The sequence below is a fragment of the Amycolatopsis sp. CA-230715 genome (genome assembly GCF_018736145.1).
Classification (GTDB): Bacteria; Actinomycetota; Actinomycetes; order Mycobacteriales; family Pseudonocardiaceae; genus Amycolatopsis.
The window spans coordinates 1998682-2016588 of the sequence record NZ_CP059997.1 but is presented as its reverse complement, the minus strand read 5'-3'; the positions used below and the strand labels follow the sequence as shown (position 1 = coordinate 2016588).

The window sequence follows — 17907 nt, the reverse complement described above, 5'->3', positions numbered from 1 at the left end:
TGCAGGTCATCGGCCAGCATGGGCTGGAAAAAGAGTATGTTCCGGCGTTCTCGGCGAGCAAGCCCCTAATGACCCCTACCGATTACTCCAGCCCCCGAAAGAAAGCGAATGGGGTCATCGGGGTGTGCGGATCCGCCGTATCGCGAACAGCGCGCCGAGTGCGAGCGCGGCGGTCACCCCGGTGAACGCCGTCGCCGCCGCGGGCAGGCCGGACAGCGCGGACGCGGCGCCGACCAGGATCACCGGCACCGAGATCCCCGCGTAGGCCACCACGGTGAACGCCGAAACGGTTTCGGCGCGCCGGTCCGCCGGGCAGTGCTCGGTGATCGCGGCCATCCCGGCCCGGAAGCTGAGCCCCTGCCCCGCCCCGATCACGAACGCGCTCACCGCGAGCACCGGCAGCGACTCGGTGCCCAGCGCGGTGGCGAGCCCGGCGAGGCCGAGCACCAGCACCAGGCAGCCGGCGGGCAGCGCCAGCCGGGCGTGCCAGCGGTACGACGCGAGCTGGCTCAGCGTCGACCCGGCGAACATCGCGAACACCAGGAGCCCGGCGAGGGTGTGCCCCGGCCGGTGCAGGACCGTCGTCAGGAACGCCGGGGCGATCGCGGTCAGCAGCCCGAACACCGAGAACGCGGCGAACACCGCGATCGCCGACGGCACGAACGCCGCGCGGACGGCGGCGGGCACCGCGGGCCGCTGCGGGCGCAGCGCGGCGCGCCACGGCCCCGGCGTAACGGTCTCCGGGAGCCGCCACACCAGCACCGCGGCGGGCACCAGCAGCGCGAGGTGCACGGCGAACGGGAGGTGCAGCGGCGACGGCGCGTGGTCGGCGAGCAGCCCGGCCAGCAGCGGGCCGCAGCCGAGGCCGAGCATGTTGACCGCGGTCGCGGCCAGGGTGGCCTTCGCGCGGTGCGCGGGCCCGGCGAGTTCGGCCATCGCCACCGTGGCCACCGCGGTGACCAGCCCGGCGGAGAACCCGGACAGGATCCGCCCCGCGAACAGCACGGGCAGCGACGGCCCGGCCAGGAACACCAGCCCGCTGACCGCCGAGACGGCGATCGCGGCGAGCAGGAGCGGGCGGCGGCCCACCCCGTCCGACGCCCTGCCGAACAGCAGCAGCGTGGCGAGCACGCCCGCCGCGTACACCGCGTAGACGACCGTGGTGAGCAGCGTGCCGAAACCGAGTTCGTGCTGGTAGAGCGGGTAGAGCGGGGTGGGGAGCGTGGTGCCGGTCATGGTCGCGGCGAACGCGTACCCGACGGCGGCGACCGCGGCGAGGGGCCGGGTGGCTACGGCCGCGTTCGCCGTGACTGTCATGGCGGGGCTCCTTCGAGATCGGATGCCTCCAGTGTGCGGCTCGCCCGCCCAGTGATGCCAACGCATAATTCCGGGCGCACTCATCGGTACCATCACTGAATGGAGCTTCGCCAGCTCACCCACTTCCTCGCCGTCGCCGAGCGGCGGCACTTCACGAAGGCCGCCGGCGACCTGCACCTGACCCAGTCGAGCCTGTCCTCGTCCATCAGGGCGCTGGAACGCGAGCTGGGCGGTGACCTGTTCGTGCGCAGCACCCGCCGCGTCGAGCTGACCGAGGCGGGGCGGGCGCTGCTCCCCGCCGCCCGCCGCGCGGTGGAAGCGGCCGAGGCGGGCCGCGACGCGGTGGCCGGGGTGCACGGGCTCCTGCGCGGCACGCTCACCGTCGGCGCGATCCAGACGCTCGGCATGGTCGACCTGCCCGCCGTGCTGACCCGGTACCACCGGCGGCATCCCGCGGTCGGGCTGCGGGTGCGCCACGACAGCGTGCGCGGGCTGGTGCACGCCACGGTCACCGGCGAACTCGATCTCGCCTTCGTCGACCGGCCGCTCGGCCCGGACGCCGACCGCGTGCGCGCCCACCGGCTCGGCTCCGAGTCGCTGGTGCTGGCGGTGGCCGCGAACGACCCGCTGGCCCATCGCGCCAAGGTGCGGATCGCCGAGCTCGGCGACGCCGATTTCGTCGAGTACCGTGCCGATTCCGCGCTGCGGGCGAGTATCGACAGGGCGACCCGCGAAGCGGGCCTGCGCCGCCGGATCTGCTGCGAGGTCGACACGATCACCGATCAGGTGGAGCTGGTGGCCACCGGGCTCGGCGTGGCCCTGCTGCCCCCGCTGGCGCTGCGGACGGCGGGGGAGCGGGTGGCGGGGGTGCCGACGGAGCCCGCGATCGGCAGGGAGCAGGTGGTGGTGCTCGCCCGCGACCGCGAGCCGTCGCAGGCGGCCGTCGCGCTGCTGGACCTGCTGCCGTCGCTCAGGGCCGCCACGAGCTGACGTACTGCGGGTGGTCGGCGTACGGCGCGGCGAGCAGGCGCAGCGTCAGGCACCAGTTCGAGCCGGGATCGTCGCTGGGCACGTGGCAGGTCTGGCACCAGTAGTCGCCGCCGTGCACCGGGAAGCCGGGCACCCGCTCGGTGACGGTGGTGCGGTGCTCGTGGCAGATCCGGCGCGCCGATTCCAGCTCGTCGACCATGCGGTGCACCGCGTCCAGCTCGACGCCGTTGAGGCTGCGGATGCGCGCTTCCACGAGCACGCTGCCCTCCTCCCGCACGATCGCCTCACCCGATTTCCGCTTGGTGACCGCGCGCATGAGGACGGCCTGGCGTTCGGTTATCCGCGCGTCCAGGAACGCGACAAGATCATCCATTCCAGGTCCTCCCGTGTCCGCCGTGGCCGTGGCGGCGGACTCGTCCGAATGGGAAGACGCGGGAGCGGCGTGTTTCGTTACGTCGCGCGGCGGCCTGGTGCGAGCGGAGCCACCGCGCGGCACAACGTGGTGGCTCACCCGATCGACGCGGAGCAGAGCGCGGGAAGGCCGAGCTGGCTCTTGTCTTCCTTCAGCGTCTTTCCGTCGACGACGATCTTGCAGGTCATGTTCGCGTGCTCACTGCTGTTCACCGCGGTCGCCGACAGCGTGAAGGCGTGCATACCGCCCTTGAAACCCGCTTTCAGGTGCCAGTCCGCACCCGGCTGGACGACCTCGTCCTTGCTGTCCGGAAAATCGTTGACCTTGACCGTGGCCTGCTTGTCCGTGGTCACCAGGAATTCAACCGTCTGTCCACCTTGGACCTCCTGGCCGAAGTGCAGCCTGCTGGCGTCGAGTTCGTCCACGGCGTTTTTGAACGCGGCCGCCCACACGATGCAGACGATCAGACCGGCGAGCGAAAGGACGACACCCGCGATCGCGATTCCCGAATTGCTGGCCATGCCCTTGCGGGCGCGGGAGAAACCAACGGCGGCGAGCACCAGCCCGATGATCACCAACGGCCAGGCGACCACGCCGATGATCGGGATGAACGAGAACACCAGCCCCACCAGGCCGAGTACGAAACCGGCCGTGCCGAGCCCGTTCTTGGGCTGGGTGACGGGCGCGTCCTCACGCGGCGGATGCTGTGGAATTGTGCTCATCGGTGCCCTTTCGCGAGTGAAGTGCGGCGCTCCTCATTTCCGAGCCCGGCGGGAATACCGGGCGGAACGGCACCGCACGCGTAGCCTTTCGCTGTCCGCGCGGGCGCCGTTACCGGCACCGGGGGCACTGCCGACCGAATCGTTACCTTCGACTCGCGGGCACCGGTCAGGAAGCAGCGGCGTCCACCGCGGCGACGGCGTCGAGGAGATCCTCGACAACCGGATCGGCCACCGATTCCTGGATGCACCGCCACAGCTCCAGATTCGCCATCGCCCACCGCGAATAGGTGGCGGCGGCGTCGGGGTTGTAGAAGTAGTACCCGTCGTCGTGGATCCCGCTCTGCTCCCCGACGATCTTGTCGGCGAGCGCGCGCAGGCTCAGCCCGTTTTCTTCGAGATAGCGGTGCGCGAGCATGACGGGGGTGATGGGCAGCGCTTTGAACAGCGTGTCGGCGTCGCTGAGCGCTTGCGCCTCCAAGGAAATATCGCGGTGGCGCGAGCACATTTCCGCTTCGTCGACGATTTCGTCGATCCACTTCGCGGTTTCGGCGTCCACCCCGGATTCGGCGAGCACGTCCATTCTCAGGCTGCGCCCCGCCGACGCGGGCGAGTTGCGCCGGACGAGGTAGTTCACGTCGTGGACCAGCGCGGCGGTCTGCACCACCGACACGTCCGCGCCGTTGGCCGCGGCGAACGCGGCCGCCTTCGACCTGACGAAATTGACGTGGTGCCAACCGTGGAAGGGCAGCCGGTCGGCGTACCGGAGGCACAGATCCCGTACGCGGCGCTCGACCGCGGAGAACGCCGCGTTCCCCACCGTGGGAAATGCGGCGATGACCTGGTGTTCGGTGGTGGTTACCTGGACATTCTGGTGGGCATGCATCGACCTCTCCGATCCCAGCCGTGCGACACAGGCGGGTGCAGAGATGGTAAACGCAAGTCGCTATAGCCGGTCTAGATCCGCTGGGTCAGCTCCCCCAAGCGGGTCTCCACCGGGACGTGTCGATGACTCACCCCCGTCGACGGGTCGTAGGAAAGGCTCCAGTCGTAGACCGGCCGCGATTTGATCAAGAAGGTCATGGTCCCGTCGAGCGCTTTCGGGATCCGGTGGAATTCGCTGGCGAGCAGCACCCCCGATTCACCCGCGGCGCACTGGTCGCTGCGCTGGAGCACGGTCGAGGTGACCAGGCCCGCCGCCGGATCGATTTCGGCGTCGTAGCGCTCGTGCAGGTAACCGCCGTTCAGTATCGCCGTGCAGAAGTGGTAGCGGTGGTTGTGCACGGAATCGGCGTACCCCGCCCGCCAGTCCTTCTGCGGTTTGTACTCGTGCAACCAGAACGAGAACTCCGCGTCCGGGTCGAGGTAGAGGCACCACGCGAAATGCGTGGTGGTCTCGCGCGATCTGCCTGCCACCGCGGCCGCCTCGCTCGGGGAGAGATCGTTGAGGTGCGAGCGCAACCGCGTGCGCAGGCCCGCGGTGTCCACCCAGTTCCGAAAGGGCGCGTAGGTGAGTTGCCACCTTTCACGCCGCGCCCCGGTGTGCCTGATGTCCTCGGCGAGGCTGCCGAGAACGGATGTCTGCCTGCGCACGAGCATCAGCCCTCCAGTTCGGCGGCGGTCGAGAATTCCTGGCGGAAACCGTGGAATCTCGCCTCCAGGTCTTGGAACCGTTTCGGCGTAAGGGTCGCGCCGGTGATCTTGTGGAAGATCGCCGAGAACTCCTCCCTCGTGGTGTCCGGGGTGATGAGAAAGTGGCGCGCGGTCCGCGCGCGGCAGATGCGCAGGAATTCGGCGCGTTCCATGTTGTAGATGAAGGACCCTTCGGAGAATCGCAGCGTGCGCGGGTAGAGCTGGGGCGCCCCGCCGACATCGCTGTAGAGCGTGATCCACACGCTTTCGTCGAACATTTCCATCCGGTCCACCGGCGGGTCCGTGACCACCGTGATGTCGGCGCGGATGCACCGGCTGCGCGCGAGGTAGAGCCCGACGAGCCCCATCCAGATCTCGTCGTGCAGCCGCGCGGAGATCGCGTCCGCGTCGGCGTCCGCGCCCGCCCTGCGGAGCAGGTAGCGCGCCCTGCCGCTGATGGTGGTGGCGTCCTTGGGATCGGCGATCACCGCGCGCAGCTCCCATTCCGCCTGCGAAACGAGCAGGCGCGCCGCCGCGTACCGGCCGGAGAACCCGCGGAAGAAGACCTGCCGCGTCGCGTGGAGGTCCTCCATCAGCAGGTGGTTGAACGCGGGGTCGGGGTCGGTGGTCGCCTCGAACACGTTGGTGGGGAAGAACTCCTTGTTCAAGGACCGGTACTCGTCGCTGAGCTCCCGCAGCGCGCGCCTGCTCTCCTCGATCACCGGGGACACCATGGCGCGCTGCGACGCGGTGGCGGTGATCAGTGTCTGGCCGAAGCCGACGATCGCGGAGATCATCGTGCCGGTCCCGAGTGAGGTGACGAGGGTTTTGCCGCCACCGGGGTCCATCACGCTGGCGAGTGCGAGGCTGCCGCCCGACACCACGACCAAGATCAGGAGCAGTAGTCCCGTTCTGGTCCAGAAGAGCTCTTGAAGCGGGTTACTGCGGAGCCCCTTGGCATCCGCCGCCACCAGGTCACCTCCTGATCGTGACACCTCGGCATGGCATCACGGCATGATCCAATACTCAGAGTGTCTGTTTGAGTGCGGCTAGTTACCTTACGCTCTCGGCCATGCCGTGAAAATAAGGAATTCGGGGGAAACTCCCCACCCGGAAATGACTCCGGACAGTATTCGTCGGCTGGGTGCCGCGTTCGGAATGGCCCATTCAGCGGCGTCGGCGCCGTCGTCCGGCGGGTGCCGGTGACCGCCCTTCTCCGCTGGGTGTTTTCGTTCCCGCGTCGGAAACATCTGGTGCGGCGGCGTCATCGGCGCGCGCGTCGGGATCGTCGATGGCGTCTTCCGGATCACCGGTGTCCCCGGCGATCCCGAGCATTTCCGCGGCGAGGTGTTGCGAACTGGCGAACATTCCGCTCGGCCGCGCACTCGCCCTGCGCAGAGCGGACGGCCGGAGCCGGTGGTAGCCGCGGACCGAAACGGGCCGCCTGCCGCGCAGTTCGAACCGGTCGTCGCCGTCGAGTTCGCCGGCGAGCTCCTTGTCCACCAGGATCGTGCCGGGCCTCGCCACGGACGTGAGCCTGCTCGCGAGGTTCACGACAGAGCCGTAGACGTCCCCGAACCGGCTCAGGATGCGCCCCGAGGCCAGCCCGGCTCGTACTGCGGGCAGCCCGTCGTCCTCGGCGGTCCGTTCGGTCAGCGCGAGCGCGATTTCCGCGCCGTCGACGGCGGAATCGGCGACGAAGAGCACCTCGTCGCCGATCATCTTGACCACCCTGCCGCGGTGCTCGGCGATCACCTCGGTGGCGAGCGCCTCGAACCGCTCCAGCACGTCGCTCAGCTCGGTGTCGTCGATCTGGCGGGTCAGCCGCGTGTACCCGACCATGTCGACGAACCCGACCACCTCGGTGCGCGCTTCGAGGTCCTCGTCCGGCGCGGCCAGCGCCCGCCCCGCGTACGCGGCGAGGTGGCGGCGCCACACGAAGTTCTGCACCTGCTCCAGCTCGGGGAGCACGCGGTCGACGAGCTTGGCGATCTGCCGTTCGTCCGCCCCCACTTCCGCGTTCTCGGTGATCAGCGTCCAGAGCATGTGCACCTGCCACTCGGCGAGCCTGGACAGGTGCTGCCCGAGCGCACGGGTCACCGACACCTCGACGCTCGGCTCCACCAGGCCCGACTGGACGAGCTGGTCGGCGGTGCGCATGGCGTCGACGTCGGCGTCGGTGAAGACCACGTCGTCGTCTCCGACGGTCGCGAAGCCCAGCGCGCGCCACAGCCGCCGCGAGCGCTCCTCGGGCACGCCCGCCTTCGCGGCGACCTCGAGCCGCGTGTACTTGCGCTTCCCGCCGAGCAGGATCCGCTCGAGCCGTTGCTGGAGCGCGCTCGGGTCGGCGTCGTCCGCGACCACCTCAGGTGGTGTGCACGATCAGCACGTCGACGCCCGACTTCCGGGCGACCTCCGAGGGCACCGAGCCGAGGATGCGCCCGGCGAGGGTGTTGAGCCCGCGGTTGCCGACCACCAGCAGGTCCGCCGACCGCTCGGTGACGGTGTCGCGCAGCGCCTCGACCGGCGCGCCGACCACCGGCACGGTCTCGATCTGGGTCGCGCCCACCTTCACGGCGCGGTCGCGCGCGCTCTGCAGGGTGTCTTCGGCCGGTGCCGAGCCGACGACCTGGTAGGCCTCGTCGCGGAGCACGTCCTGCGCCTTCTCGACGTCGTGCTTGCTCGCCGGGTAGTACGCGCAGACGATCACGAGGGTGGCACCGGCGTCGCTCGCGACACTCGCGGCCCTGTCCACCGCCGCGAACGACGACTCCGACCCATCGGTCCCTACGACGACGGTCTGGTAGGCGGCCATCGAAATCCTCCAGCAAGGTGTCTGACCTGGTGGCCGCAGGAGCATCCACGCGGGTGGAGAGCCCCGGCGCGGTCGCCTGCGACCCGGTTGGGGCTAGAGGTTACTCGCCAGTCGGTTTCGCTGCCGAGGTGCCGTTCGACCGGTTGCCCCCGCGCTGGACCGGTGACGGCGACGGCGTCTTCTGCGGGGCTTTCTGCGAGGTTTTCGCCTGCGTCTTCTGGGGCGGCTTCACCGCGGTGGCGCCGGTCTTCTCCTGCGGCAGTGGCTCGACCGCGGGTGCGGCGTCGCCGAGCGCGGCCGTCGCCTCGGCCAGCACACCGCGCGCCGAGGCGATCTGCTCAGCGATCGCCGAGCGCAGCGAACGGAGCGCTTCGACGCGTTCGGCGGCCTGGTTGATCCGGCGGTTCGACTCCTCGGTCGCCTCGCGGACCCTCCGGTGCGCCTCGTCGGACGCTTCGGCGATGCGCGCGTTGGCCTCGGTCGTGGACTCCTGCTTGCGCCGGTTCGCGTCGGCGACCGAGTCGCGGCGCCTGCGTTCGATCTCGTCGGTGGCGGTGGCCTCTTCCTCGGCGACCTTCTTCCGGATCGCCGCGGCCTCCTCGGTGGCCTCGCGGACCCGGCGCTCGGCCTCCGCCTTGCTGGTGGCCTCCTGCTCGGCGAGCACGCGCATGGCCTCGGTCCGCCTGGCCGCCATCGCGATCTCGAAGTCTTCTTCGACCTGCGTGCGGCGCTGCTCGGACTCGCGGTCGAGCCGGTCGCGCTCCTCCTTGGCCGTGCTGGTGATCTTCTCGGCCTCGGCGCGCGCGGTCTCCAGCACCTTGCGGTGCTCGGCTTCCATCTCCTTGCGGCGCGCGTCCAGCTCGGTCAGGAGCTGCTCGTACCGGGCGCGCATGGCGCTCGCGTCGGTCTCCGCCTTGGCGCGGATGTGGCCCGCCTCGGCTTCGGCGCGGGCGCGGGTGTCGGCCGCTTCGTCCTGCGCGAGCCGCAGCATGCGCTGCAGGCGCTCGGAAAGCCCTTCGAGGCTCGTCGGCGGCTGGGCCAGCCGGTCGACCTGGCCGCGGAGGTCGTCGATTTCGGTGCGGGAGAGTTCGAGCTGCCTCGCCAGGTCGCCCGCCTGCGCGATCGCGGCGTCGCGGTCGGCGGTGAGGAGCTTCAGATCGGCGTCCAGCCGCTCCAGATGCTCGTCGACCTGACCCCGGTTGTAGCCGCGCTTCGTCAGGTCGAAGCCGGCGCCCAGCGGTACAAGCTCCCGTTCGTCGCCAAGGCTCATGCCGAAAGCCTAGCCGTTCGGACCGGCACGGTCATGTCTGCATCGTGACCGGCCCGGCGACCCGGCCGGGACCATCGCGTGCGGGCTCCCGCGACCGGGTGAGTGCGCGGTCACCTGTGGTCACTAAAGGCTTCTGACGTGCTCTCGGGGAGATCGAGGCAACGTTCAGGGGCGGTTCGGGCAGGAACGTCGCCGAGTTCTTTTCGCGCCCTCGCCCCCGGCGCCAGAATTCGCGAGTCGGTTCGGACACCACGGAGGAGGCCCGCGATGGCGCTCGACGACAGCGCGCCGGGGACGCACGCGGTGTGCGGGCGGTTCGAAACGGCGTCGGCGACGGCGACGGCGAGGCTGGGCGCGGTCGGCGCGGAACTGGCTGCTCTGCGGAGCACCTGGAGGGGGATGGCCGCGCCGAAGTTCGGTCAGGCGATGGACGACTGGGCGCGGCAGGTGGAGATCGTGGTCGCCGAGCTCGATCGCATGGCGCTGGTGCTCGGCGGCACCAGGGCCGCGGGCCCGTGCGGGGCGTCTTCGTGCTGACCGTTTCGTCCCGCCAGGAAAGGAAGATCGCGGTGCCCGCCGATCGCCTCCGCTTCCCGATGGCAGAGCAGGCGCGGGAGTCCGTCGCGAGCGCCACCGACGAGATCCGCGCGCTCCTCGCCGAACTCGACCGCGAGGCGCGCGAGGGCATGGGGGAGTGGAGCGGCGAGGCGCGCGCCGCGTACGAGGAGTGCAAGGCGAGCTGGGACGCGGCGGCGGCCGGGATGCGGGTGTGCCTGCGCCGGGCGGACGACGCGCTGTCGGAGATCTCCGCGGGGTGCCAGCAGGCGGAGAGCACGGGCGTCACGATGTGGGCGGGTGACGGCCGCTGAGCGGGTGCCGCGGCGGTGGCGGGCGACGGGCCAGGGAGGGCCGCCCACCACCGCCGCGTTACTCCATTCGAGTGAACTGCGATTCTCCAACCGGATTCGCGACCTGGGAAAACCCGCCGACTTCACGGCTTTCGCGCCCGTCTGAAGGCTCCGTAGAGACATCGTGAAGTCGGCTCTCGCACACTTGGCGCCAGACGGTGCTGGTGACATTGAGTGCGGGAGGTACCAGATGGAACGCGTGCGAGTCGCGGTGCAGGCTTCGGACCCCATCACGCTGGCCGGGATCACCAGCTACCTCAAGTCGAGGCCGGAGATGCTCGTCGTGCCCCAGGCCGAGCTGAGCGAGACCGACGTGCTGGTGGTGGCGATCGACAAGGTCACCTCGGAGACGGTCGCGCTGCTGCGCGGCGGCAGCGGCGCGGTGGTGCCGAAGGTGCTGGTCACCTCGGACCTGAAGGAATCGGATCTGCTCACCGCGGTCGAGTGCCGCGTGGTCGCGGTGCTGCCGAGGGCGGCGGCGACCGGCGACCGCCTCGTCTCCAGCGTCGTCGCGGCCGCCGAGGGCGGCGGCGTGATGCCGAGCGACCTGCTCGGTGAACTGCTCAAGCACGTCCAGCGGCTCCAGCGCGAGGTGCTCGCCCCGCGCGGCATCGACCCGTCCGGGCTCAGCGCTCGCGAGGTCGACGTGCTGCGGCTGATGGCCGACGGCTGGGACACCGCCGAGATCGCCGACAAGCTCTGCTACTCCGAGCGCACCGTGAAGAACGTGATCTACGCGCTGACCAGCAGGCTCAAGCTGCGCAACCGGCCGCACGCGGTGGCCTACGCGCTGCGCGCCGGAATGATCTGACCCGGGCGTGGCTCGCGGGGGCCCGGTGCGGCAAGATCGGCACGGGGGCTGAGGGAAAGCCGACGACCTAGGGGCATTCATGCGATTCACCCGGCCGCGCCACACCGCTTTCGCCGCTTCCGTCGTGGCGGCGCTCGTGCTCGGCGGGTGCTCGGCGTCGGGGCAGGACCAGATCAAGCTCAGCGTCGCGACCTTCGGCGAATTCGGGTACGAATCCCTGTTCTCCGAATACGAGGCGCAGCACCCCGGGATCAAGATCGAGCCGAGGGTCACCGATTTCGACGCGCACCACAAGGGACTCGTCACCCAGCTCGCCGCGAACCGGGGCGCCGCCGACGTCGTCGCGATCGAAGAGCAGTACATGCCCCGGTTCCGGCAGACCCCGGACAAGTTCGCCGATCTGGCGGCGCTCGGCGCGAACGACCTGCGCGGCCAGTGGACGCCGTGGAAGTGGGACCAGGGGCTCGCCGGGAGCAAGGTGATGGGGCTCGGCACCGACATGGGCAGCCTCGCGATGTGCTACCGCAAGGACCTCTTCGCCGCCGCCGGGCTGCCGGCCGACCGCGAGCAGGTCGCGAAGCTCTGGCCGACCTGGGAGGCCTTCGCCGACGTTTCGGCCAGGTTCAGCCAGAAATCGCCGGGTGTCGCCTTCGCGGACTCCGCGGGCACCATCTACACCGCGATGCTCAACCAGTCCGACGAGAACTACTTCGCCAGGGCCGACGACGCGTTCATCGCCGACCGCAACCCGGCCGTCAAGCACGCGTTCGACCTCGCGGGCGGGATCGGCGCGGCGGGCCGCACCGCGAAGGTCACCACCTTCACACAGCCGTGGAACGTCGCGATCAAACAGGGCAGCTTCGCGACGATGACCTGCCCCGCCTGGATGCTGACGCAGATCCAGGAGGCGGGCGGCACCGGGCTGGCCGGGAAGTGGGACGTGACGAGCGTGCCCGGCGGCGGTGGCAACTGGGGCGGCTCGTACCTCACCGTGCCCGCGCAGGGCGCGCACCAGCGCGAGGCCTACGACCTCGCGCGCTGGCTCACCGCGCCCGAACAGGAGAAGAAGCTGTTCGAGCGCAAGAACATCCTGCCGAGCGAGCCCGCGGTGTACTCCGACCCTTCGGTGCTCGCGCACACCGACGCGTACTTCAGCGGTGCCCCCGTCGGCAAGCTGTTCGCCACCGCGGCCGATCACGTCCGGCCGAACTACCGCGGTCTCGCCGACGCCGACGCGCGCCCGCCGTTCGGGCAGGCGCTCGGCCGCGTCGAAGAGGGCAAGCAGAGCCTCCCCGACGCGTGGCAGCAGGCGGTGAACGAATCCCGCGCCGCCGTGTCCGCGCACTGACCGCGTGGCGGGGCGCTGGCGGGTGATCGGTGCGCGGTTCGACGCCCGCGTCACCCCGTTCCTGTTCATCGCGCCGTTCTTCGTGCTGTTCGCGGTGTTCGGGCTCTACCCGCTGCTGAGCACGCTGTGGATGTCCTTGCACCACTGGCAGCTCATCGGCGGCGACGAAGGGTTCGCCGGGCTCGCGAACTACGCCAGGCTGTTCGGCGACCCCAACTTCTACAACGCGTTGTTCAACACCGTCAGCATCTTCGTGCTCTCGACGGTGCCCCAGCTGCTTTCCGCGCTCGGGCTCGCGGCACTGCTCAACCGGCCGCTGCGGGCGGCGAGCGCGTGGCGCGCCGTGGTGCTGCTGCCGAACGTGGTGTCGGTGGTGGCGGTCGCGCTCGTGTTCGGCCAGCTCTTCGGCCGCGACTTCGGGGTGGTGAACTGGCTGCTCGGGCTCTTCGGCGCGGATCCCGTGTCGTGGGAGTCGCACCGCTGGTCCTCGCACTTCGCGGTCGCGCTGATGGTGATGTGGCGCTGGACCGGTTACAACGCGCTGCTGTACCTGGCGGCGATGCGGTCCGTGCCGGTCGAGCTCTACGAGGCGGCGGAGTTGGACGGCGCGTCGCGGTGGCGCACGTTCTGGTCGGTCACGGTGCCCTCGATCCGGCCGACGATCGTGTTCACCGTGGTGGTGGCGACCATCGCCGGGATGCAGCTGTTCGCCGAGCCGCAGCTGTTCGACAGTTCGGGGACGAAGGGGATCGGCGGGAACGAGCGGCAGTTCCAGACCGTCGCGATGTACTTGTACGAGAAGGGTTTCGCCTCGCTCGACGCCGGATACGCGGCGACGATCTCGTGGGTGCTGTTCGTGGTGTGCGCGGGCTGCGCGCTGCTGAACTTCTCCCTCGTCCGCCGGATCGCGGGGCGCGGCTGATGGCGCGCGCACGCCGAGGGCCGGGCCCGCTCGTCTACGCGCTGCTCGTCGCGGTGACCGTCGCTTCGGTTTTCCCGCTGTACTGGTCGTTCGTGGTGTCCTCGCGCGACAACTCCGCGATCGGGGAGAAGACGCCGCCGCTCGTCCCCGGCGGGCACCTCTTCGAGAACGTGGAGGCGGTGTTCGACAAGGCCGACTTCTGGCTCGCGCTGGGCAATTCCCTGATCGTGTCCACCACGGTGATGGTGTCGACGGTGGTGCTCGCGAGCTTCGCCGGGTTCGCGTTCGCGCGGTTGCGGTTTCCCGGCCGGAACTCGCTGTTCCTCGTGGTGCTCGGCACCGCGATGGTGCCCTCGCAGCTCGGCGTGATCCCGTTGTACATCGTGGTCAGCGATTTCGGCTGGTACAGCAGGCTCGAAGCGCTCATCGTGCCCGCGCTGGTCAACGCCTTCGCGGTGTTCTGGATGCGGCAGGCGTGCGAGGAAGCGGTGCCGGGGGAACTGGTGGACGCCGCGCGCGTCGACGGGTGCTCGCTGCTGCGCACCTTCTGGCACGTCGCGGTTCCCGCCATCCGGCCGCACGCGGTCGTGCTCGCGATGCTGTCGTTCATGACCGCGTGGAACGACTTCTTCTGGCCGCTGATCGTGCTCAACCCCAGCGACAGCCCGACCGTCCAGGTCGCACTGTCCACATTGGCCGGTGGGTACTTCACGGACTACTCGCTGATGCTCACCGGCGCCACGATCGGCGTGCTGCCGGTGATCGCGGTCTTCCTGGTGCTGGCGCGCAGGGTGGTCGGCGGCATCATGCGAGGCGGCCCGCTGAGCCTGCGCTGAGCGGGCCGCCTGGCGCGGTCAGGCGCCGGGGGAGCTGTGGTAGGCGTCCACCAGCCAGTGACCGTCGCGTTCGGACAGTGCCCAGGTGTCGAACGCCCACCCGGTGGCGGGCGGTTCCGCCGCGCCCGCCGGGATGGTCGCGCTGGTGGTGTTCACCACCGCCGTGTGCTCGCGGGGGAACCGCACGCGCCGGATCTCCGCCACCCCCTTCGTGCCCTTGCCGTCGCCCGCGAAGAGCGCTTCCATCGTCGCCCGCACGGCTTCCCGCCCGTCGAGGAACGAGCCGGGCAGGGTCGCGGTCGCGTCCTCGGCGTAGGCGCTGACGAACTCGTCCGCGTCGTTGCGCCCCCACGCCGCGTAGATCCCGTCGATCACCGCGCGCACCGCTGCTTCGTCGGTCATGGTCTTCCCTTCCTCCGAGTGCTTCCGGACAGGTAGACCGCGCGGGCACCGGAAAGGAATCGCTAGCGGGCGAGCCCCGGCAGGAGCGCGGCGAAGAGGATCCCCCACTCTTGGGTATATCGCGCTCAGCCGGAGGTGGCGGCGATCAGCTCGTCGCGGCCGCGGGCGCCGGTCTTTCCGAACACGGACTTCAGGTGGTCGTTGACGGTGTGCACGGACAGCCCGAGCGAGCGCGCGATCTGCTTGGGCATACCGCCTTCGTGCAGCCGTGCGAGGACCTGCTGCTCGCGCGCGGTGATGCCGTACCAGGCGCAGAACGACGGGAGCAGCTCGTCGCGGGTGGCCGCCCGCACGACGATCGCGACCTCCCCGCTGCCTTCGAGCGGCTGGCCGTGGCACGCGACCCACCGGCCGTGGCTCGCGGGCGGCCCGCAGACCAGCGGCTGGCCGCTGCGCGGGTCGGCGGCGTGCCGGCGCGCCTGGAGCGACAGCCCGGTGCAGTAAGCGGTGCCGGTGAAGTCGGAGGTCGCCCGGAACTGCTTGCGCCACAACGAAACCTGCGGCGTGGTGGCCCGCACCCGGTGATCGGCGCCGACGATGAGCACCCCCGGCGTGAGCCTCGGCGCGGACGGGACCAGCGGACCCGAGGTGACGTGCTCGCGCAGCACGGCCAGCAGCGGCCGGGTGAGGCGTGCCGCCGTGGTCACGTCGTCCTCGTCGAACGGGCTGCCGCCTTCCGCCCGCACCAGTTCGAGCACTCCCCACACGCCCTTGCCGTCCCGCAGCGCCAGTGTCAGCGCGCTGCCGACACCGTGCGAGGCGGGGCCCATGACCCCGCCCGGGACCTGGCGCGCGGCGAGCTTCGGCAACGGCAGCGGGTAGTCGCCCGCGTAGGCGCGGTGCAGCAGCGCCAACCCGAACGCGGGGTCGTACCCGTGCCAGAAGCTGAACGATCCCGCGTCGAACGCCGCCGCCGGGGTCGTGCCGACCAAGCGCAGCGCGTCGTGCGCGACCACGGGCGCGATCGCCTGGGAGAGCAGCTCTCCCAGGCCGTCCCCGCCGCACCGGGCCGACTCGCGAAGCTCCCCTGACCGGTCCACGCGCCCGAGTCTTCTCCGCCTTCGCCCCGGCGGCAACGGGGTTCACCCGGCGAGGATGGCGGCGACCTCGGGCGCGCGACCGGAGAGGCCGAAACCGGCGTGGCTGCACGCGAGCGAGTGCACCTCGAACGGGTTGCCCGGGGTGCGCGCGTCGGCCTGCTTGATCAGCAGGTCCTGCATCGCGGGCGGCATCGCCTGGTCCTCGGTCAGCCGGAGGTAGGTGTGCGGGACCCGACCCCACGTGGCCGGATCGATCACGTCGGTGCCGAAGTCGGCGATCTCGTCCGGTTCGAACCCGTTGAGCATCGCGAGGAACTGCTGGTCGGTGCCGTCGGCGAGGAGTGCCTTCTTCATCCCGGCGAGCACTTCGGCGTCCGCGGTGCGCCAGTTCCACCTCGTGACGCCGAGTACCTCGGGATCGCCGACCATCAGCGACCCGAAGGCGCCGAGCTCGGTCGCGGCGAACTCGGGCATCGCCAGGTACTCGGGAACCGTCCGGTCCACGCAGCACCACGCCGAGATGTAGACGAGCCGGTCGAGCAGCTCGGGCACCGCGTTGCCGACCGCGGTCAGCACCAGGCCGCCCCGGCTGGCGCCGACGAGCACCACCGGGCCGTGTTCGCGGACGCGCCGCACCACGCCGATCACGTGCGCGACCAGGTCCGAGTGCGTCACCAGCGCCATGGTCGACGGCGCGGTGGCGAAGGCCTCGATGTCCTGCGGCGCTTGGTAAGCCGCGGTGAACCCGGCCCCGGCGCCGTGGCCGGGGAGGTCGACGGCGAGGCCGCGGTGGCCGAGCAGCGCGAGCTCGCGCTGGATCGACGCCCAGTTGCGGGCGCTTCCGTTGGAACCGTGGACGAAGACGAAGGTCGGAGTCATGCCGTCGATGCTGGGCCACCCGCACCGATCGCGGATCCCCCGAAACTTGGGGATGGACGCGCGCTAGGCGAGCAGTCCGGCGAACCACGAACCGAGCGCGCGCTCGGCGTCCGCCCTCGCCTGCGCCGGGTCTTCGGCGGCGGCGATGAGGAGCGCCGCTTCGTTGAGTGCGCTGAGCACGAGCCTGGCCAGCACGTCGACCGGTTGCGGTGACAGCAGTCCTTCTTCGACGGCGCGGGTGATCGTGTCGGTGAGCACCCCGAGCCCGTGCTCGGCTTCGATGGCGCGCCAGTCGTCCCAGCCGAGCACCGCGGGGGCGTCGGTCAGCGCGATCTGCCGGATCTCGGGTTCCGCGCAGAGATCGAGGAACGCCTTCAGCGCGGCGAACACCCCGCTGGCGAGATCGGGCGCGGAGTCCGCCTCGGCGCTGACCTTCGCGGTGAACTCCGCTTCCACTTCGGTCACCACGGCGCGGAAGAGGTCCTTCTTGTCCGTGAAGTGGTGGTAGAGGGCGCCGCGCGTGACACCGGCGGTGCGCACGATCTCGTCGGTCGGCACCGCGTGGTAGCCGCGCGCGGCGAACAGGGCACGGCCCGCGGTGGTCAATGCCGACCTGGTGCTGCTGGAGCGATCCTGCTGACTGCGGCGCATGGCACGTCAGTCTGCCAAGGCGAAGACCCTTTCCGCCGCGAACCCGGTGATCAGCGCGCTCAGCGTGTCGGGGCGGTCCTCGGGGACGAACGTGTAGCTGTCGCCGATCTCGGTCACGGTGGCGTCCGGCAGCACCGCGGAAAGCCGCCGTGCCAGCGAAATCGGGAAGAGCCGGTCCTCAGAGGCCCACGCCAGCAGCACCGGGCGGTCGAACCCGCGCAGCTTCTCCGCCGCTTCGAGCGTGTACCGCTTGTCCACTCCGCGCAGGAACTTGCCCAGATCGCGCCGCACCTGCGCCGACTCCCACACCGGGTCGATGTAGGAGTGCACCGCGTCGAGCGGCACGGGGCGCTTCGCCACCCAGCCGAACGCGAGCGGGAGTGATCGCAGGAACCGGTTGCGCAACGCCGCCGCGAGCACCCGCATCGATCCGGGGATCCGCGCGATGCGGGGGAGCGGCGCGAAGATCGGCGGGAAGAAGTGTTCGAACGAATCCGACGGCGTCAGCACGACGCCCGCGATCCGCTCCGGGTGGTTCGCCATCAGGATCTGCGTGATCGCGCCGCCGGTGTCGTTGGCCACCAGCAGCACGTCGCGCAGGTCCAGTTCGGCGAGGAACTCGGCGATCAGCTTCGCCACGCCCGGCGGGGTCAGGTCCGCGTGCGCCGCCATCGGCGTGCGGTGCGAGCCGAGCGGCCAGTCGGGGGCGAGGCAGCGGTACCCGGCTTCGGCGACGCCGGGTACCACCGCCCGCCACAGATCCGCGTTGACCAGGAGTCCGTGCACGAACACCACGGGGCGGCCGGAGCCGGCCTCGACGTAGTCCAGCGTGCCTTGGCCCAGCCGGGCCTGACCGGTGCGTTCGAGCATGGTGCCCTCCTCGGATCGGATGGCC

Annotated in this window: 21 protein-coding genes; 7 read left to right on the top strand and 14 right to left on the bottom strand. The window is 70.6% G+C overall.

What is annotated here, in order from left to right; all coding sequences use genetic code 11:
* Positions 1 to 114 precede the first annotated feature (114 nt).
* The gene (locus HUW46_RS09590; protein WP_215546962.1) at positions 115 to 1317 is read right to left on the bottom strand and encodes an MFS transporter; all 1203 of its coding nucleotides are present in this window, start codon (positions 1315 to 1317) and stop codon (positions 115 to 117) included.
* 99 nt (positions 1318 to 1416) lie between these two features.
* Between HUW46_RS09590 and HUW46_RS09585 the strand changes: the two genes are divergently transcribed.
* A complete protein-coding gene (locus HUW46_RS09585; protein WP_215546961.1) occupies positions 1417 to 2307 on the top strand; it encodes a LysR family transcriptional regulator in 891 nt (296 codons plus the stop codon).
* Here the strand turns inward: HUW46_RS09585 and HUW46_RS09580 are convergent.
* The 8 genes from HUW46_RS09580 to HUW46_RS09545 form a co-directional block, all read right to left on the bottom strand.
* Entirely contained in the window at positions 2288 to 2680 is a 393-nt protein-coding gene (locus HUW46_RS09580; protein ID WP_215546960.1) for a DUF6221 family protein, read from the bottom strand. The genes HUW46_RS09585 and HUW46_RS09580 overlap by 20 nt on opposite strands.
* A gap of 134 nt (positions 2681 to 2814) precedes the next feature.
* A complete protein-coding gene (locus HUW46_RS09575; protein WP_215546959.1) occupies positions 2815 to 3441 on the bottom strand; it encodes a DUF4190 domain-containing protein in 627 nt (208 codons plus the stop codon).
* Positions 3442 to 3607: 166 nt separating this feature from the next.
* Positions 3608 to 4324 (bottom strand): HD family phosphohydrolase, encoded by a 717-nt coding sequence (locus HUW46_RS09570; RefSeq protein ID WP_254125994.1) that lies wholly within the window; start codon positions 4322 to 4324, stop codon positions 3608 to 3610.
* A 71-nt stretch (positions 4325 to 4395) separates the two neighbouring features.
* Positions 4396 to 5037 carry a hypothetical protein gene (locus HUW46_RS09565; protein WP_215546958.1) on the bottom strand — a complete coding sequence of 214 codons (642 nt, stop codon included), beginning with the start codon at positions 5035 to 5037 and terminating at the stop codon, positions 4396 to 4398.
* Complete coding sequence (locus HUW46_RS09560; protein ID WP_215549766.1) at positions 5037 to 6041, bottom strand: iron-sulfur cluster assembly protein; 1005 nt, start codon at positions 6039 to 6041, stop codon at positions 5037 to 5039. The genes HUW46_RS09565 and HUW46_RS09560 overlap by 1 nt, the downstream gene beginning before the upstream one ends.
* Before the next feature lie 196 nt (positions 6042 to 6237).
* Positions 6238 to 7434 (bottom strand): adenylate/guanylate cyclase domain-containing protein, encoded by a 1197-nt coding sequence (locus tag HUW46_RS09555; protein WP_215546957.1) that lies wholly within the window; start codon positions 7432 to 7434, stop codon positions 6238 to 6240.
* Between the two features lies 1 nt (position 7435).
* Positions 7436 to 7885 (bottom strand): universal stress protein, encoded by a 450-nt coding sequence (locus tag HUW46_RS09550; protein ID WP_215546956.1) that lies wholly within the window; start codon positions 7883 to 7885, stop codon positions 7436 to 7438.
* 100 nt (positions 7886 to 7985) lie between these two features.
* Complete coding sequence (locus HUW46_RS09545; RefSeq protein WP_215546955.1) at positions 7986 to 9155, bottom strand: chromosome segregation protein; 1170 nt, start codon at positions 9153 to 9155, stop codon at positions 7986 to 7988.
* Positions 9156 to 9422: 267 nt separating this feature from the next.
* On the opposite strand from HUW46_RS09545, the gene HUW46_RS09540 reads away from it, so the two are divergent.
* From HUW46_RS09540 to HUW46_RS09515, 6 genes are all read left to right on the top strand, one after another.
* Complete coding sequence (locus HUW46_RS09540; protein ID WP_215546954.1) at positions 9423 to 9692, top strand: WXG100 family type VII secretion target; 270 nt, start codon at positions 9423 to 9425, stop codon at positions 9690 to 9692.
* Positions 9686 to 10024, top strand: a complete 339-nt coding sequence (locus HUW46_RS09535) for a WXG100 family type VII secretion target (RefSeq protein ID WP_215546953.1) — start codon at positions 9686 to 9688, stop codon at positions 10022 to 10024. The genes HUW46_RS09540 and HUW46_RS09535 overlap by 7 nt, the downstream gene beginning before the upstream one ends.
* Before the next feature lie 229 nt (positions 10025 to 10253).
* Positions 10254 to 10874, top strand: a complete 621-nt coding sequence (locus tag HUW46_RS09530) for a response regulator transcription factor (protein ID WP_215546952.1) — start codon at positions 10254 to 10256, stop codon at positions 10872 to 10874.
* Positions 10875 to 10953: 79 nt separating this feature from the next.
* Positions 10954 to 12222 (top strand): ABC transporter substrate-binding protein, encoded by a 1269-nt coding sequence (locus tag HUW46_RS09525; protein ID WP_215546951.1) that lies wholly within the window; start codon positions 10954 to 10956, stop codon positions 12220 to 12222.
* A 4-nt stretch (positions 12223 to 12226) separates the two neighbouring features.
* The gene (locus HUW46_RS09520; protein ID WP_254125992.1) at positions 12227 to 13144 is read left to right on the top strand and encodes a carbohydrate ABC transporter permease; all 918 of its coding nucleotides are present in this window, start codon (positions 12227 to 12229) and stop codon (positions 13142 to 13144) included.
* Positions 13144 to 13980: a carbohydrate ABC transporter permease gene (locus HUW46_RS09515; RefSeq protein WP_215546950.1), complete on the top strand. Its 837-nt coding sequence runs from the start codon at positions 13144 to 13146 to the stop codon at positions 13978 to 13980. The genes HUW46_RS09520 and HUW46_RS09515 overlap by 1 nt, the downstream gene beginning before the upstream one ends.
* An 18-nt stretch (positions 13981 to 13998) precedes the next feature.
* On the opposite strand, the gene HUW46_RS09510 is transcribed toward HUW46_RS09515, so the two are convergent.
* The 5 genes from HUW46_RS09510 to HUW46_RS09490 form a co-directional block, all read right to left on the bottom strand.
* Positions 13999 to 14382 (bottom strand): SgcJ/EcaC family oxidoreductase, encoded by a 384-nt coding sequence (locus tag HUW46_RS09510; protein WP_215546949.1) that lies wholly within the window; start codon positions 14380 to 14382, stop codon positions 13999 to 14001.
* A 125-nt stretch (positions 14383 to 14507) separates the two neighbouring features.
* Positions 14508 to 15482, bottom strand: a complete 975-nt coding sequence (locus tag HUW46_RS09505; RefSeq protein WP_254125990.1) for a helix-turn-helix transcriptional regulator — start codon at positions 15480 to 15482, stop codon at positions 14508 to 14510.
* A gap of 42 nt (positions 15483 to 15524) precedes the next feature.
* A complete protein-coding gene (locus HUW46_RS09500) occupies positions 15525 to 16361 on the bottom strand; it encodes an alpha/beta fold hydrolase (protein WP_215546947.1) in 837 nt (278 codons plus the stop codon).
* 63 nt (positions 16362 to 16424) lie between these two features.
* Complete coding sequence (locus tag HUW46_RS09495) at positions 16425 to 17012, bottom strand: TetR/AcrR family transcriptional regulator (RefSeq protein WP_215546946.1); 588 nt, start codon at positions 17010 to 17012, stop codon at positions 16425 to 16427.
* Between the two features lie 6 nt (positions 17013 to 17018).
* Entirely contained in the window at positions 17019 to 17882 is an 864-nt protein-coding gene (locus HUW46_RS09490; RefSeq protein ID WP_215546945.1) for an alpha/beta fold hydrolase, read from the bottom strand.
* Positions 17883 to 17907 lie beyond the last annotated feature (25 nt).

What these genes read in the sequence shown, in the direction of transcription:
- HUW46_RS09525 (WP_215546951.1), top strand. Translation starts at nt 10,954, where the DNA reads ATGCGATTCACCCGGCCGCGCCACACCGCTTTCGCCGCTTCCGTCGTG.
- HUW46_RS09500 (WP_215546947.1), bottom strand. Translation starts at nt 16,361, where the DNA reads ATGACTCCGACCTTCGTCTTCGTCCACGGTTCCAACGGAAGCGCCCGC.
- HUW46_RS09490 (WP_215546945.1), bottom strand. Translation starts at nt 17,882, where the DNA reads ATGCTCGAACGCACCGGTCAGGCCCGGCTGGGCCAAGGCACGCTGGAC.
- HUW46_RS09545 (WP_215546955.1), bottom strand. Translation starts at nt 9,155, where the DNA reads ATGAGCCTTGGCGACGAACGGGAGCTTGTACCGCTGGGCGCCGGCTTC.
- HUW46_RS09530 (WP_215546952.1), top strand. Translation starts at nt 10,254, where the DNA reads ATGGAACGCGTGCGAGTCGCGGTGCAGGCTTCGGACCCCATCACGCTG.
- HUW46_RS09570 (WP_254125994.1), bottom strand. Translation starts at nt 4,324, where the DNA reads ATGCATGCCCACCAGAATGTCCAGGTAACCACCACCGAACACCAGGTC.
- HUW46_RS09550 (WP_215546956.1), bottom strand. Translation starts at nt 7,885, where the DNA reads ATGGCCGCCTACCAGACCGTCGTCGTAGGGACCGATGGGTCGGAGTCG.
- HUW46_RS09580 (WP_215546960.1), bottom strand. Translation starts at nt 2,680, where the DNA reads ATGGATGATCTTGTCGCGTTCCTGGACGCGCGGATAACCGAACGCCAG.
- HUW46_RS09515 (WP_215546950.1), top strand. Translation starts at nt 13,144, where the DNA reads ATGGCGCGCGCACGCCGAGGGCCGGGCCCGCTCGTCTACGCGCTGCTC.
- HUW46_RS09495 (WP_215546946.1), bottom strand. Translation starts at nt 17,012, where the DNA reads ATGCGCCGCAGTCAGCAGGATCGCTCCAGCAGCACCAGGTCGGCATTG.
- HUW46_RS09565 (WP_215546958.1), bottom strand. Translation starts at nt 5,037, where the DNA reads ATGCTCGTGCGCAGGCAGACATCCGTTCTCGGCAGCCTCGCCGAGGAC.
- HUW46_RS09540 (WP_215546954.1), top strand. Translation starts at nt 9,423, where the DNA reads ATGGCGCTCGACGACAGCGCGCCGGGGACGCACGCGGTGTGCGGGCGG.
- HUW46_RS09585 (WP_215546961.1), top strand. Translation starts at nt 1,417, where the DNA reads ATGGAGCTTCGCCAGCTCACCCACTTCCTCGCCGTCGCCGAGCGGCGG.
- HUW46_RS09575 (WP_215546959.1), bottom strand. Translation starts at nt 3,441, where the DNA reads ATGAGCACAATTCCACAGCATCCGCCGCGTGAGGACGCGCCCGTCACC.
- HUW46_RS09590 (WP_215546962.1), bottom strand. Translation starts at nt 1,317, where the DNA reads ATGACAGTCACGGCGAACGCGGCCGTAGCCACCCGGCCCCTCGCCGCG.
- HUW46_RS09510 (WP_215546949.1), bottom strand. Translation starts at nt 14,382, where the DNA reads ATGACCGACGAAGCAGCGGTGCGCGCGGTGATCGACGGGATCTACGCG.